12 protein-coding genes are annotated in these 15,957 nt (G+C 66.7%); 8 read left to right on the forward strand and 4 right to left on the reverse strand.

Going from position 1 to position 15,957, the window contains the following annotated elements; genetic code table 11:
- From LGM71_RS32305 to LGM71_RS32335, 7 genes are all read left to right on the forward strand, one after another.
- Nucleotides 1–3,305: YadA family autotransporter adhesin (locus tag LGM71_RS32305; protein WP_226118557.1), on the forward strand; the 3,305-nt coding region annotated here is incomplete at its 5' end.
- A gap of 123 nt (nt 3,306–3,428) precedes the next feature.
- Entirely contained in the window at nt 3,429–4,097 is a 669-nt protein-coding gene (locus tag LGM71_RS32310) for an OmpA family protein (RefSeq protein WP_226118559.1), read from the forward strand.
- A gap of 402 nt (nt 4,098–4,499) precedes the next feature.
- Nucleotides 4,500–5,645 (forward strand): DUF2827 domain-containing protein, encoded by a 1,146-nt coding sequence (locus LGM71_RS32315; protein ID WP_174913350.1) that lies wholly within the window; start codon nt 4,500–4,502, stop codon nt 5,643–5,645.
- 14 nt (nt 5,646–5,659) lie between these two features.
- Nucleotides 5,660–6,814 carry a DUF2827 domain-containing protein gene (locus tag LGM71_RS32320; RefSeq protein ID WP_124906270.1) on the forward strand — a complete coding sequence of 385 codons (1,155 nt, stop codon included), beginning with the start codon at nt 5,660–5,662 and terminating at the stop codon, nt 6,812–6,814.
- A gap of 25 nt (nt 6,815–6,839) precedes the next feature.
- Nucleotides 6,840–7,307, forward strand: coding sequence for a DUF4019 domain-containing protein (locus LGM71_RS32325; protein ID WP_226118561.1), 468 nt, complete (start codon nt 6,840–6,842; stop codon nt 7,305–7,307).
- 28 nt (nt 7,308–7,335) lie between these two features.
- A complete protein-coding gene (locus LGM71_RS32330; protein ID WP_059532471.1) occupies nt 7,336–8,472 on the forward strand; it encodes a DUF2827 family protein in 1,137 nt (378 codons plus the stop codon).
- 23 nt (nt 8,473–8,495) lie between these two features.
- Nucleotides 8,496–10,466 carry an FkbM family methyltransferase gene (locus LGM71_RS32335; protein WP_226118563.1) on the forward strand — a complete coding sequence of 657 codons (1,971 nt, stop codon included), beginning with the start codon at nt 8,496–8,498 and terminating at the stop codon, nt 10,464–10,466.
- 40 nt (nt 10,467–10,506) lie between these two features.
- On the opposite strand, the gene LGM71_RS32340 is transcribed toward LGM71_RS32335, so the two are convergent.
- Both LGM71_RS32340 and LGM71_RS32345 read right to left on the reverse strand, forming a co-directional pair.
- Nucleotides 10,507–10,947: a hypothetical protein gene (locus LGM71_RS32340; RefSeq protein WP_226118565.1), complete on the reverse strand. Its 441-nt coding sequence runs from the start codon at nt 10,945–10,947 to the stop codon at nt 10,507–10,509.
- Nucleotides 10,948–11,009: 62 nt separating this feature from the next.
- Nucleotides 11,010–11,813, reverse strand: coding sequence for an EAL domain-containing protein (locus tag LGM71_RS32345; protein WP_059599725.1), 804 nt, complete (start codon nt 11,811–11,813; stop codon nt 11,010–11,012).
- Between LGM71_RS32345 and LGM71_RS32350 the strand changes: the two genes are divergently transcribed.
- Complete coding sequence (locus tag LGM71_RS32350; RefSeq protein ID WP_226118636.1) at nt 11,736–12,272, forward strand: hypothetical protein; 537 nt, start codon at nt 11,736–11,738, stop codon at nt 12,270–12,272. The genes LGM71_RS32345 and LGM71_RS32350 overlap by 78 nt on opposite strands.
- A 283-nt stretch (nt 12,273–12,555) precedes the next feature.
- On the opposite strand, the gene LGM71_RS32355 is transcribed toward LGM71_RS32350, so the two are convergent.
- A complete protein-coding gene (locus LGM71_RS32355) occupies nt 12,556–13,698 on the reverse strand; it encodes a DUF2827 domain-containing protein (protein WP_059599724.1) in 1,143 nt (380 codons plus the stop codon).
- Nucleotides 13,699–13,945: 247 nt separating this feature from the next.
- Nucleotides 13,946–15,946, reverse strand: a complete 2,001-nt coding sequence (locus tag LGM71_RS32360) for an acetyl/propionyl/methylcrotonyl-CoA carboxylase subunit alpha (RefSeq protein WP_226118567.1) — start codon at nt 15,944–15,946, stop codon at nt 13,946–13,948.
- Nucleotides 15,947–15,957 lie beyond the last annotated feature (11 nt).

The following is a 15,957-nucleotide window of genomic DNA, read 5'->3' on the forward strand; positions in this document are numbered from 1 at the left end:
AGACAGGTTCGCTGTCCACGTCGACCTCGACCGGCATCAGCTCGCTGTCCACGGGTCTGAGCTCGACCGATAGCTCGGTGGCTTCGCTGTCGACCTCCACGTCGACGGGCCTCTCGTCGGCAACCAGCTCCATCAGCTCGCTGTCCACGTCGACCTCGACCGGCATCAGCTCGTTGTCCACGGGGCTCAGCTCGACCGACAGCTCGGTGGCTTCGCTGTCGACTTCCACGTCGACCGGCATCAACTCGTTGTCCACGGGTCTGAGCTCGACCGACAGCTCGGTGGCATCGCTGTCGACCTCCACGTCGACCGGCCTGTCGTCGGCAACCAGCTCGATCTCGTCGCTGTCCACGTCGACTTCGACCGGTATCAGCTCGCTGTCCACGGGTCTGAGCTCGACCGACAGCTCGGTGGCATCGCTGTCGACCTCCACGTCGACCGGCCTGTCGTCGGCAACCAGCTCGATTTCGTCGCTGTCCACGTCGACCTCGACCGGCATCAGCTCGTTGTCCACGGGTCTGAGCTCGACCGACAGCTCGGTGGCTTCGCTCTCGACCTCCACGTCGACCGGCCTTTCGTCGGCAACCAGCTCGATCTCGTCGCTGTCCACGTCGACTTCGACCGGCATTAACTCGTTGTCCACGGGTCTGAGCTCGACCGACAGCTCGGTGGCTTCGCTGTCGACTTCCACGTCGACCGGTCTTTCGTCGGCAACTAGCTCGATCAGCTCGCTGTCCACGTCGACTTCGACCGGCATCAGCTCGCTGTCGACCGGCCTCAGCTCGACCGACAGCTCGGTGGCTTCGCTGTCGACTTCCACGTCGACCGGTCTGTCGTCGGCAACCAGCTCGATCAGCTCGCTGTCCACGTCGACCTCGACCGGCATCAGCTCGCTGTCCACGGGCCTCAGCTCGACCGATAGCTCGGTGGCATCGCTGTCGACCTCCACGTCGACGGGTCTCTCGTCGGCAACCAGCTCGATCTCGTCGCTGTCCACGTCGACTTCGACCGGCATCAACTCGTTGTCCACGGGTCTGAGCTCGACCGACAGCTCGGTGGCTTCGCTCTCGACCTCCACGTCGACTGGTCTCTCGTCGGCAACCAGCTCGATCTCGTCGCTGTCCACGTCGACTTCGACCGGCATCAACTCGTTGTCCACGGGTCTGAGCTCGACCGATAGCTCGGTCGCATCGCTGTCGACTTCCACGTCGACCGGCCTCTCGTCGGCAACCAGCTCGATTTCGTCGCTGTCCACGTCGACCTCGACCGGCCTGTCGTCCGCGACCAGCTCGATCGGCTCGCTGTCCACCAGCCTCAGCTCGACCAACAGCTCGCTCACGTCGCTGTCCACGTCGACCGCAAGCAGCGTCACGTCGCTGTCCACGGGCCTGAGCTCGACCGACAGCTCGGTGGCGTCGCTCTCGACTTCGACGTCCACCGGCCTCTCGTCGGCGACGAGCTCGATCAGCTCGCTGTCGACTTCGACCTCGACCGGCCTGTCGTCGGCAACCAGCTCGATCAGTTCGCTGTCGACTTCCACGTCGACCGGTCTCTCGACGGCCACCAGCACGATCCTGTCGCTGTCCACGTCGACCTCGACGGGCCTGTCGTCGGCAACCAGCTCGATCACGTCGCTGTCCACCTCGACGTCGACCGCGATCGAAGCCGCGAAGACGCACTACTACAGCGTCAACGACAACGGCACGCAGCAAGGCAACTACGCCAACAACGGCGCGACGGGCGTCAACTCGCTCGCAGCCGGCGTGAACGCCAGCGCAGCAGGCGCCAGCAGCGTCGCGGTCGGCGACGGCTCGAACGCGGCATCGACCGGCGCGGTCGCCATCGGCCAGAACGCATCGGCCACTGGCGGCAAGGCGGTGTCGATCGGCTCCGGCAACACGGCGAGCGGCGACGGCGCGGTCGCGATCGGCGACCCGAGCATCGCAACGGGCACCGGCGCGGTGGCGATGGGCTCGAACGACACGGCGACCGGCACCGGCGCAGTGGCGCTCGGCAACGCGAACACGGCCACCGGCAACAGCGCGCTCGCCCTCGGCAACTCGAACCAGGCCACCGCGGACAACACGATCGCGCTGGGCAACAAGGCTGTCGCAAGCGCAACCGGCGCCCAGGCCTACGGTTCGGGTGCGTCGGCCACCGCCGCCGACGCGCTCGCCTTCGGCACGAACGCGCAAGCCAACGTCGCGAACTCGATCGCGCTCGGCGCGAACTCGGTCACGGGTACCGCGGTGGGCACGTCGAGCGCCACGATCGGCGGCGTCACGTACTTCTTCGCGGGCACCTCGCCGGTAGGCGTGGTCAGCGTCGGCGACGCAGCCACGGGCGCCACCCGTCAGATCACGAACGTCGCGGCAGGCCAGGTATCGGCCACCAGCACGGACGCGATAAACGGCAGCCAGCTCAACGCGACGAACCAGGCGGTCAACAGCCTGTCCACGTCGACCGCGTCGAACATCTCGTCGCTGTCGACCGGCATCGGTTCGCTGTCCACGGGCTTGAGCTCGACCAACAGTTCGCTGACGTCGCTGTCCACGTCGACCTCGACGGCGATCAACTCGCTGTCGACGGGCCTCAGTTCGACGAACAGCAACCTCACGTCGCTGTCCACGTCGACGTCGACCGGCATCGGCTCGCTGTCGACCGGCCTGAGCACGACGAACAGCACGGTGGCCTCGCTGTCGACCGGCGTGACGAATCTCGGCGATCAGGTGAGCCAGTTGTCGACCACGATCAACAACAACACGACGCGATCGGTGAACAACACCGCCGTCGCGGCCGACATGAACGGCACCGGCTCCGACCGGCCGACGGTCACCGCCGGCTCGAACTCGGTGGCGATCGGCGCGAATTCGAACGACGGCGGCCGTTCGAACGTGGTGTCGGTCGGCAGCGACACGCAGCAGCGCCAGATCACGAACGTCGCGCCGGGTACGCAAGGCACGGACGCGGTGAACGTGAACCAGCTGACGCAGGTGCAGACGACACTGTCGACGGCACTGTCGGGCCAGCAGGCGCAGATCAACTCGCTGGGTTCGCAACTGCAGCAGACCGACCAGATGGCGAAGCAGGGTATCGCGGCCGTCGGCGCGATGGCGTCGATCCCGCAGCTCGATCGCGACGCCAACTTCGGGATGGGTGTCGGCACCGCGTCGTTCCTGGGTCAGAAGGCGATGGCGGTCAACATGCAGGCGCGCATCACGGAGAACCTGAAGGCGTCGATCAACGGCGGCTTCAGCGGCGGTCAGAAGGTGATCGGCGCCGGCATGCTGTACCAGTGGAAGTAACCCGTCGCGCCGCCACGCCGCCGGCTCACGAGCCGGACGGCACCGGGCGGCCCCGACGGCAGGACGAGCCCGCTGCGCAACGCGTGGCGGGCTTCAGTCAACCCAGGCATTGAGGACGTAATCGTGAACAAACTCGCTCTTGCGCTCGCGCTTTCCGCGACGGCCCTCGCCGCGTGCTCGACCGCATCCGGCCCGACCTTCAGCGCATCCGAACTGCAGCCGCGCGACGGCGCGCGCACCTTCCAGGTGGACTGCCACGGCCTGCTGTCCGGCCCGCAGACTTGCATGAAGGCTGCTCGCAAGATCTGCGGCGACCAGCCGGTGCGCACCGTCGACTCGGCCCGTGCGCTGCGCGACGGCTCGGATCCCGCGACGCTCGTATTCCAGTGCGGTGCCGCGCCGGCCGCAGCGGCGTCGGCCGTCGAGCCGGCGCCCGCGCCCGCCGCGGTCGAACATGTGAACCTCGCGGGCGACGCGCTGTTCGCGACGGGCCTGGCCACGCTCACGCCGGCCGCGCGCGCGTCGCTCGACAAGCTGTTGAGCGAGCGCGAAGACCGCACGTACACGCAGGTGACGGTCACCGGCCATACGGATTCGGTCGGCAGCGACGCCGCCAATCTCGCGCTGTCGAAGCGCCGCGCGGAAACCGTCGCAAGCTACCTGAAGGCGCACGGGCTGAAAGCGCAGTCCGTATCGGTCACGGGCCGCGGCAGCGCCGACCCGGTCGCGTCCAACGCGACGGCCGAAGGCCGCGCGAGCAACCGCCGCGTCGAGATCTCGCTGCAGCGCTGAGCAGCCGGCCGTCGCGGGCTCGTGTGCTCCCCTGCGCCTGCTCGTGACGGCCCTCACCGGCAGGGCGCAGTTGCCCCGCCGGCACCTTGCTGCCCCCGTCGCCCCCGCTTCGCCGGAGCCCCGGCTACCGCGCCGGCGGCTATGTCAAAGTTCGTCAGCCCCCTCCACAAAACGGCACCTTCCGTGCCACAATCGCCGCACACAGCTGCCGTGGCGTTCCGCCCGCGTCGCGTGCGGTGCCAGACGCGCCCGACGACATTCCGGAATCCGGCGGCCGCATCGCGATCCACGCCGCTCGACGCGCATTCCAGTGCGCGCCGGCGCGAACGCGACCACGACAATCCACGGCGCGCCGTTTCGCGGCCACGGCCGGACACACGACGCCGCAGAGGAAACCAACCGGTGACGGACATCAATCAAGCCGCCTCGAGCGGCACCCGCAAGCAACGGCCGGCCGTCGGCATCTCGCTGTTTGCGCGGGACGGCCAGGCGATCTGGGAAAACGGCATTCACCAGAACATCGCGTTCCTCGCGATGATGCTCAAGCGCTCCGATCGCGTCGGCCCCGTCTATTTCCTGAATGGCGGCGACGCCAACGCACTGCCGACCGGCCTCGACCTCGACGGTCTCGACGTGCCGCTCGTGAAGCCTGCCGACGTCACGCACGAACTCGACGTCGTGATCGAAATGGGCGCGCAACTGCCGGTCGAATGGCTCAGGCACATGAAGGCACTCGGCAAGAAGATCGCTGCGTTCTTCTGCGGCCACGTATATGCCGGCGTATGCGAAACGCCGATCTTCGGCAAGCCGTCGGGACACGTTTTCAACGGTGCGCCGTTCGACGAGGTATGGCTGCTGCCGCAGTACGCGAAGACCGGTGCGCCGATGCTGCAAACCCTGTTGCGTGCGCCAGTGCACCTGATGCCGCACATCTGGTCGCCGTACTTCCTCGATCGCCGCATCGCCGCGCTGGCGAGCGAAGGCCTGACGTTCGGCTATCGGCCGGGCCGTCGTCCATGGAATCTCGCCACGCTCGAGCCGAACATCTCGGTCGTGAAGTCGTGCCACTACCCGATGCTCGCGTGCGACGAGTTCTACCGCGCACAACCGGACGCGGTGCAGCACCTGTTCGTCGTCAACTCGATACAGATGAAGGCACATCCGACGTTCGTGCACTTCGCGAACAGCCTCGACCTCGTGCGCCAGCACAAGGCGACGTTCGAGCCGCGCATCGACCTGCCGGGCTTCATGGCGCGCCATGCGGACGCCGTCGTGTCCCACCACTGGGAAAACGCGCAGAACTATCTGTACTACGACGTGCTGTACGGCGGCTATCCGCTGATCCACAACTCGACGCTGCTCGGCGACGCCGGCTACTACTACCCGGATTTCGATTCCGCCGGCGGTGGCCAGGCGCTGCGCGATGCATGGCTGCATCACGACGAGCGGCTCGACGACTATCGTGCGAAAGCCGACCGGCTGCTGCAGTCGGTCTCGATCGATAACCCCGCGAACCTGGACGCGTTCGTCGCGCGCCTGGTCGCCTGAACCGGAGCATACGCATGTCGGACTCCAAAGCCCGTCGAGCGCCCGGTGAGGGCAAGCGTCTCGTCGTCGGCGTATCGCTGTTCGTGCGCGGCGCCGGCCAGTCGCTATGGGAAAACGGCATCTTCCAGAACTGCCTGCTGCTGATCCTGCTGCTACGCCAGTCGCCGCTCGTCGCGGAAGCCGTGATGGTGAACGGCGGCGAACAGCTCGCCGATCCGCAGATGATGCTCGGCGAATGGGACGTGCCGCTCCTGTCGATGGACGAAGCGCTGGAGCGCTGCGACGTGCTGATCGAAATGAGCGCGCAGTTCGGCGCCGACTACCTGCGCGCGTTCAGCGACCGCGGCGGCAAGGTCGTCACGATGCGGGTCGGCAACGACTACGTGATCGACATCGAGCGGGCGATGTTCGACAAGCCGTCGGGCTTCCTATTCTCGGGCGCGCCGTACGACGCGGTATGGACGATTCCGGAATTCGAGCGCTCATGCCTGCACTATTACCAGACGGGCCTGCGCGCGCCGGTGACGATCGTGCCGCACATCTGGCATCCGATGCTGTTCGACAAGGCACGCGCGACGCTCGGCGCCGGTTTGTCGTTCGGCTACCAACCGGGCAAGCCGCGCTGGCGCGTGACGATGTTCGAGCCGAACATCTGCATGGTGAAGACGAGCATCATCCCGATGCTGGTGACCGAGGAGGCGTATCGCGCGAAGCCCGAATTCCTCGAGTTCGTGCGCGTGTGCAACACGCTGCACCTGAAGGAACACGCGACGTTCGTCCACTTCGCGAAGAGCCTCGACATCGTCAACCACGGGATCACGACGTTCGAAAGCCGCTATGCGGTGTACGAGTTCATGGCCGCCTACGGCGACGCGGTGGTATCGCACACGTGGGAAAACGCGCAGAACTACCTGTACTACGAACTGCTGTACGGCGACTATCCGCTGATCCACAACTCGCCGTTCCTCGGCAAGGCCGGGTATTTCTATCCGGACTTCGATTGCCAGGCCGGCGGCCGCGCGCTGCTGCAGGCGTTCGCCGAGCACGATGCGAACCTCGACGCATACCGCGAGCAATCGAAGCACGTGCTCGACTCGGTCAGCATCTACAACCCCGACAACGTCGCCGCATATTCCGACGCGATCGCCTCGCTCTATCGCGACGCATGACGCGCCGCCTCCTCCGGACTCCGACATGAATGCATACCCGCCCCTCTCCCGCACGAAATGGCTGATCGGCTGCGCCATCGCGTCGATTGCGATCGGTGCGCACGCGCAATCCGGCGGCGAATCGGCCGACGCGCTGCTGCGCGATGCCGATGCGGTCTTCAAACAGCTCGATGCCGGCCAGTACAGCGCGGTGTGGAACGACTCCGCCGCGTTCGTGAAGGCGCACATCAAGCAGGAGCAGTTCGCCCTGGACATGCAGCGCGCGCGCCAGTCGGTCGGCATGGTCAGCCATCGCGGCTGGGCACAGATCACGCGGATTCGCTACTCGAATTCATCGACGACTCCCGACGGGCTTTATGCGAATGTCGACTATGCGACGACGCTCACGACCGGGACGACCGTGTACGAAAAGCTGAGCTTTCGCCTCGACGACGACGGCCGCTGGCACCTGACCGGCTACGTGCCGCGCCAGTCGCAGAACTACACGCCTTGAACCGCGCACCGTCCGCCCGGAGCAGCCGATGAAAATCAATGTCGCGATTACGATGAACGTTCAGCGCGACGCGACGCAGTCGATCTGGTACAACGGCGCGAACCAGCATTGCGTGTACCTGTACATGCTGCTGAAACGCTCGCCGCTGATCGGCGAAGTGTGGCTCGCGCACGACGACGGCATCACCGACTACCCGCAGGCGCTGATGATGGACGCATTCGGCGACGCGCTGCGGCCGCTGTCGTCTATCGTCCACCAGACCGACCTGCTGATCGAGATGAACGCGTTCATCGATCCGTCACACACGGACGCGGTGCGCCAGCGCGGCGGCAAGTGCGTGTCGTACCGCTTCGGCAATGACTACGTAATCGCGGTCGAGACGATCAACTTCGAGAAGAACAACTGGCGGCCGAACCCGAACCGCGTGCAATTCGACGAGATCTGGACCAACCCGCAGCACATGCACACGTGCGCGGCCTACTTCCAGGCCGTGTATCGCGCACCGGTGATCGAACTGCCGCACATCTGGTCGCCGTACTTCATCGAACGCAGCCTCGACGCCGATCCCGAACTGAAGGCGCGCTTCGGCTACCGCAATCACGGCCCGGCCAAGCGCATCGCGTTCTTCGAACCGAACCTGAACGTCGTGAAGAGTTCGATCGTGCCGATGCTGGCCGCGAACGCGTGCTACGTCGAGCACCCGGAGCTCGTCGAGCACGTGTACATGACCAACACGTTCGACAAGAAGGAAAACGTCGCCTTCAAGCATCTCGCGCTCGGGCTCGAGATGGTGCGCGACGGCAAGGCGACGGCCGATGTGCGCGCGCCGTTCGTCGCGTGGGCCGCGCATCACACCGACATCGTCGTGTCGCACCACTGGGAAAACGGCCTGAACTACCTGCTGTACGACGCGCTGTACGGCAACTACCCGCTCGTGCACAACTCGCCGTTCCTGCGCGACGTCGGCTATTACTACCCGGACTTCGAGATCTTCGACGCGGCGCGCGCGATCGCGACCGCCGCGCAAACACACGACGCGCGGCTCGACGATTACGCCGCAGCGGCCCGCCGCTGTCTGCAGCAGGTCGACACGCTCGCCGACCACAACGTCCGCGCGTATTCCGAGCAGATCCAGCGTCTGTTCGCCGGGCGCGCGCTCGGCTGAGCGCATCCGTCGGCCATCGGCTCATGAAGCAAACCGTCCGCAACTTCGTCGTGATCGATTCGATCCACGGCCCGTTCGTCATCGACCGGCGCAACACACGGCAGGCCGACGCGCTGATCAAGACCGGCCGGCCGCACAACCAGGCCGAGCTCGACACGATCATGCAGGTGATCGACCAGTTGCCCGACGGCGCGATCGCGGTGGACGGCGGGGCGAATGCGGGACTTGTCTGCGTGCCGATCGCGCAGCGCTTGCGCGAACGCGGCGGCCACGTTCATGCGTTCGAGCCGCGGCGCACGCTGTTCCACGCGCTCGGCGGCACCGTCGCGCTCAACCAGATCCACAACCTTCATCTGCTGAACATGGGGCTCGCGAGCCGCAACGGCACGATGACGGTGCCCGACGTCGACGACGAACGGCCCGCCGACGCCGAACCGGCCGCACATGTCGACGCGCCCGCGGCCGACGGCACGCCGGCCCCGACGGTCAGGCTCGATTCGCTTGGCCTGCCGCGCCTCGATTTCCTGAAGCTCGACATCGATGGAATGGAGATCGACGCGCTGCACGGTGCACGCCAGTCGATCGAAACACATCTGCCGTGGTGCTGGATCGCATACCGGGACGCGGATGACGCACGCGTCATCGATACGTTCGCCGGCCTCGATTACACGTTCTACCGGCTCGACGGACCGAATCTGCTGTGCGTGCCGAACCCGCGCTGGGACCGGCAGCGCCTGTTCATCTCGGGCGAGCCGATCGGCGGTGCATCCGCTCGCGCACATGACGACGCGAATGCCGTCGCGGCCGCCGAGACCGACCCGCCCGAAACGCATTGGAACCGCGCGCTCGAACACGAGGCGCGCTGCGAATGGGGCCACGCGATCGGCCGCTGGCTGCGCGCGCGCGGCCGGGGCCTCGACGACGATGCGATCGCGTTCCAGCTCGCGTCGTGCTACGGCTTCGCCGGCGCGCCCGACGCCGGGCTCGCGGCACTCGAACGCATCGGCGACCCGGCCGCGCTGCCCGATGCGCTGCGCGGGCGTGTCGAACTCGCGCGCTCGGCGCTGCTGCTGCGTGCCGGCCGGCGCGACGAAGCGGCGCGCGCGACCATCGCCAGCGAGAACGTGCTGACCGCCGCGCAGTTCGGGTTGCCGATCGAACGGCTTTACGACGGCCAGCCGCTGCACGGCAAGCGGCTGCTCGTGATCAGCTACGGCGGTGTCGGCGACCAGCTCCAGTACGCACGTTACCTGCATACGCTCGACGCGCTCGGCTGCGCGGCGGTGACGGTCATCGTCCCCGCCGCGCTGGCCAGTCTGATGCGCCATACGTTCCCGCGCATCGAATTCGTCGGCGCGCACGGCGCGTGGGTCGACACGTCGCAGCTTGCGCACGACTACTGGTGTTCGTTCCTGGTGCTGGCCGCGCAGTTCGGCTATGCGCCTGCACCGGCCGGCGCGCCGGCCGCGTACCTGTCGTGTCCGCCCGAACGGGCGACCGCCTGGCGCGAACGCGTCGCGCGCGACGGCAACGCACCGGGCACGCGCCGCATCGGCCTCAACTGGCGCGGCCGCGACGAAAGCGATGCGCGCTTCCTGCGCGCGGCCAGCCTGCGCGATCTCGCGCCACTGGCGCGACTGCATGGCCATGCCGCGTACTGCATCAACCGCGACATCGCCGCGCACGCCGAGCCGTCGGATTTGCCGGTCACGTTCCCGCATCACGCGATCGGCGATTTCAGCGATCTGGCCGCGCTGATGCTCGCGATTGATGCCGTGGTCACCACCTGTACCGCGCACATCCACCTGGCCGGCGCGCTGGGTGTGCCCGCGGTCCTGCTGCTGAGCCCGAAAGCCGATGCGCGCTGGGAAACCGGCTCGCGTACCGCGCTGTATCCGGGCATCCGGATCGTGCGCGCCGCGCATCCGGGCCAATGGGACGATGCTGTCGATCGCGCGCTGGCGCTCGTGCTCGGGGAATTCGGAAAAGACTGACGGGGTGCCTGGCGGGCGCCGCACGCCCGTGATCGGCCGGTCAGGCGCGGCGCGCGAGCGGACGCCAGGGCGGCACACCGTCGCCGCCGTGCGTGGCAAACAGGCGGCCATGCCGGCGTCCGATACGCGCGAGCCCAGCGAAACAGCGGAGCGCGGCACGGCTGGCCTGGCCGACGTGCCGAGCGAGGCTGCCGGATACACCGCGCGCAATTGCCGAATCGTCGCCGCAGGCGCCCGCAAACACGCCGGCATAGTAGTGCCGCGCCGCGATTTCGCAGCCGTCGGCGTCGAGCGGCTTCATCCGGTGAATACGATGCGCAACGGCCTTCAGGCCATCGAGATACGGTGCGACGTCGAACCGCGCATCGGTCGATTCGGCGCCGAGCTGCCACAGCATGTCTGCCAGTTCGGCGATCGCGACGAGTTCGCACGCATCGGCCGCCCGTGTGCCCGTTCCATGCCCGGCTTTCGTCGTCGCCATACCCAAGCCCCTTTCCGATCCTTCGTTGCCCTGTGCCGGCACGCCGCGCCCGCGCCGCGACGTCATGCGGCGGCCGGTGACCGCCATGTAAAGCGGATGCCCTGTGCCCAGGCGACACCGGAATCCAGGATGATCTGCCGGTCGATCTCGTTCTCCACGCCTTCGACGACGACGTGCCGCGCGCTCTCGTGCGCGAACGCGATCAGCCGGCGAAACTGGTAGCGCCCGATCGCGTTGCGCTTGATCAGCGACAGGACCGACCTGTCGAGCTTCACGATATCGGGGTTGCCGACCACCAGGTTGTTCAGTGCGCTGAAGCCGACGCCGAAGTCGTCGATCGCGACACGGCACCCGATCTGGCGAAACCGGTTCACGAACGACCGGCCCGCGACGGGATTCAGCGGCCCCGTCTCGGTAATCTCGACGACCAGCCGCGCCGCGACCGACGGCTCGCGCTCGAGCCGCCTGAAAATGGCCAGCCACGCGTCGTCCACCACCGCGCTCATCGCCGCGACATTGCAGCCGTACACGGCCTTCGGATCGGCACGCAGCGCGTCGATCGTCCGGCCCACCACGAGCCGGTCGAACCAGCGCATCAGCCCGAGCGATTCGAGGCGCGGCAGGAACGCGAGCGGCGGCAACGCCTCGCGCGATCCCCAGCGCAGCCGCGCGAGGCATTCGTGATACAGCACGCCGCCCGACAGGTCGGCGCGGCAGACCGGCTCGCGCGCGAATCCGAGCCGGCTTTCGACGAAACTGCGTACCGACGCAAGGTCGGGGTGATCGTCATGCGCGCCGAACACGAGATCGATCTCGTCCCGATTCGCTACGCTATTCGCCTCAAGGCGAGGTTCGACCGCATTCATCCGGCGCTCCGGCAAATGTCGGACCGCCGACGACGGCCCGCGCTCTCGATTCATATGGCGCGTGCCGACCACGACACGCACCACCGCCTACCCGGCCCATCCTCTTGTTTCGATCTTTTCCGGGAGCGTACTTTTTATTTCGGTGCGCCGTCAAACCCGATATTGTCAACGATATTCAAACACGGAAAATACACCACGCACGCACATCGACAACAGTGCGGCAGATTACACAAAATCGCCCGCAAAGCGCCAATCTATATCGCTTATTTTCTCCACCCGCCCGGCGATTCAGATTACCGCAAGACTCGTTTCAAAAATCGGATGTTTGATGTTTTGTATGATAAATATCCGTCGGCGATATCCTGCCCGGACCCAACACCGGGATTCGCCGCAACCGTCCGCACGTTGTGCCGCCATGGCTCGGCACGGTGCATTCGGTCTCCGCAGAATTCAATTTGATCGTTTCAAACGATATTGATAATACTCTAATATTAATCAGACCATTCTGAGACGATAATATCGAGTCGAATTACGCGACGACCACCGATTGAAAGATGTTTAACAATCTTTCTTACTTGTTAACCTCTAAAATAATTTCTGACGGACTTCCCTCGGAGCCGTCAAATTCGTGCCTTAAAAACCGTCGAATCTCCCCGGTTCGACGGTTTCTTTTTTAATGGCATCATTTCTTCAGACATTGCCCGCGGTCAATCCGGATGACGGCATGCGGCAACGCGCAACCTTATGCCGCCGTCGCGCCGATCAGGTTCGCGAGCAGCGCATCGTATTCGGCGACGAGCGCGGGGTTCGCCGACGTATAGCGGCCGAGGATCTCGCGCTGGCGCCGCGTGTAGCCTTGCCAGTCGTCGTCGTGCGTGTGCAGCGCGTGCAACAGCGCTTCCGTGCCCTTCTGCACGTCGTTGTCCGGGTAGTAGTAGCCGAGATCAGGTGCGAGGCTCGCGTTGTGCACAAGCGGATAGCCCTGCCAGCACACGTCGAAATAGAAGTAGTTGAGCGGGTTCGACCATTGATGCGACACCACGATGTCGGTCAGGTCGGCCAGGAACAGCGGCGTGTCGAAACGCCCGACGAAGCTCGCCTTGCCGGCGCGCACGATGTCCAGGTAGTTCATCAGCATCACGAACTCTGGGCTGTCATGCGCGAGCCGGTCGGCGTTAGTCACGTGCGTGAAGCAGATCGCATCGGGATCGCGGCGATACGCTTCGTCGATGATCAGCATCGGGTACACGCAGAACTTCACGACGTTGTGGTTCGGCTCCATCACCGTAAGCCGCTTGCCCGGCTCGCTGCGCGGGCGGTACTCGCCGTGCTCGGGCAGCGATGCCGCACGCGCGTCGAGGAACATCGGATCCCACACGAACGGCACGACGCGCCCCGGGCAGCGGCGCAGCGACTGCAGGAACGGCAGCGACGACGGCGCGATCTGCGGAATCGCCCACACCTCGTCGTAGCCGCGGTTGATGAACAGCGAATCCCACAACCGGCGGCCGAACAGCATCGATTCCATCGCGTTGATGTACTCGACGCCGCAGCAGTAGCTGACGATCTTCGCGCCGCGCGCCTTCAGGTAGGCCGTCTGCGCGGCGTCGATCTGGCCGCCGAGTTCGATCACCACGTCGAGCGCATCCTTCATGTCCGCGAACGCGCGCGTGTCGTACACGGTGCGATCCCACGGCAGCGCGTCGGTCAGCGGCACGTCGGTCGTGTTGACCAGCGTCACGTGGTAGCCATGCGGCGACGCCATCAGCAGCTTCGCGAGAAACAGCGCGTTCTGCTTGATCCCGTTGATCCACAGGCTTTCGTCGGGGGTGCGCAGTCCGATCGTGATACCGATGCGCAGGCCGTTCAGGACAGGAGACGTCATCGTCGGCGGGGTGGGAAGTTGAATGGACGCAGTGTAGCGCGGGGCAAGCGGCCGCGCGAGCAATCCGCCAGTCTAGCGGAACGCCGGCCGCCAGACTGTCATGCATGGTCATACGCGGTGCCAACGGCCCGGGTTGGCAACCGGGCGCACCGCACGGGACGCCATGCGCGCCGCCAGCGCCAGATGCGACAAGGCCGGCGTCGCACCGCGAGGCGCCACGCCGGCCCGTGTGCGACGCACGCCCCGGTCAGCCTTCCGCCATCATCAGCAGCTGCGCGCCATCCGCGACCTGGTCGCCGACGCCGTACAGCACTTCGGCGACGACGCCCGCGCCCGGCGCGCCGATCGTGTGCTCCATCTTCATCGCCTCCATCACGATCAGCGGCGTGCCGGCCTCGACCTTCTGGCCCGGCTCGACCAGCACCGCGATCACCTTGCCGGGCATCGGTGCGGTGAGGCGGCCGCCGCCATGCTCGGCATCGCCCGCGTGCGCGAGCACGTTACGCCATTCGAAGGTCTCGGCGACACCCTGCGTGAACACGTGGAAACTGTCGCCGTCGGCGTACACGCGGCCGCTGCTGCGCACGCCGTCGAGCGTCACGTCGAAGTCGAGCGGCGTTGCGCCGCGTGCCCATGCGAACGGCTGCGCGGCCGCGTCGCCGGCGGCGAGGCGCGTGCTGCCGCCGTCGTCCTCGTAGGTGACCGTCACGTCCGCTTCGCGTTCGGGCGCATGCCACTCGAGCGTGCGGCGATAGCCGCCGTTCAGCCGCCAGTCCGGCAGCGCACGCCACGGCGACGCGCCTTGCCGTGCGGCCGCGTCGCGTTCGCGCGCGAGCAGCGCCGCGCAGGCCAGCGCGAGCGTGGCGCGCGGCGGCCGTTGCGGCGCGAACAGCGCATCGTGATTGCGCTCGATCAGGCCCGTGTCGAGATCGGCGATCGCGAACGGCTCGCAGGTGACGATCCGCTGCAGGAACGCGGCGTTCGTGTGCAGGCCGACCACCTCGCACGCACGCAGCGCGCGCAGCATCCGGCCGAGCGCTTCCGCGCGGTCCGCGCCGTGCACGATCAGCTTCGCGATCATCGGATCGTAGAACGGCGTGATCGCGTCGCCCTCGCGCACGCCGCTGTCGATGCGCACTGGCGCGCCGATCGCGAACTCGACGCCTTCCGGCAGCCGCAGGTGCTTCAGCGTGCCGGTGGACGGCAGGAAGCCGCGCGCCGGATTCTCCGCATAGAGACGCGCCTCGATCGCATGCCCGTGCACGCGCAGTTCGTCCTGCTGCAGCGGCAGCGGCTCGCCCGATGCGACGCGCAGTTGCCACTCGACGAGATCGAGTCCCGTGACCATCTCGGTGACCGGATGCTCGACCTGCAGGCGCGTGTTCATTTCCATGAAGTAGAACGCTTCGCCCGTCATGATGAATTCGACGGTGCCCGCACCGACGTAATTCACCGCACGCGCGGCCGCGACCGCCGCCTCGCCCATCGCCTGGCGCACGTCTTCATGCAGCCCCGGCGCCGGCGCTTCCTCGAGCACCTTCTGGTGACGGCGCTGCACCGAGCAGTCGCGGTCGAACAGGTAGACGGTGTTGCCGTGCGTGTCGCCGAACACCTGCACCTCGACGTGACGCGGGCGCGTCAGGTATTTCTCGATCAGCACGCGATCGTTGCCGAAACTGCTCGCGGCCTCGCGCTGACACGACGCGAGCGCCGCCGGAAAGTCCTCGGAGCGCTCGACCACGCGCATGCCCTTGCCGCCGCCGCCCGCGCTCGCCTTCAGCAGCACCGGGTAGCCGATTGCGTCGGCTTCGCGATGCAGGTGGGCTGCATCCTGGTCGTCGCCGTGATAGCCGGGCACGAGCGGCACCGCGGCCGCGTGCATCAGCGCCTTCGCGGCGGCCTTCGAGCCCATCGCCGCGATCGCGTCGACCGGCGGCCCGATGAACGCAATGCCGGCCGCTTCGCACGCGTGCGCGAAATCCTCGTTCTCCGACAGGAAACCGTAGCCCGGGTGGATGGCCTGCGCGCCGGTCGCGCGCGCGGCCTCGATGATGCGCTCGATGCGCAGGTAGCTGTCCGCGGCCGCCGAGCCGCCGATGTGCACGGCTTCGTCGCACGCTGCGACGTGCTTCGCGTTCGCGTCCGCGTCGGAATAGACGGCGACGCTCGCAATCCCGAGACGTTTGCACGTCGCGGCGACGCGGCAGGCGATTTCGCCGCGGTTGGCGATCAGAATCTTGTCGAACATGGCTTCGGTGT

The sequence above is a fragment of the Burkholderia sp. AU33545 genome (genome assembly GCF_020419685.1).
Taxonomy (GTDB): domain Bacteria; phylum Pseudomonadota; class Gammaproteobacteria; order Burkholderiales; family Burkholderiaceae; genus Burkholderia; species Burkholderia diffusa.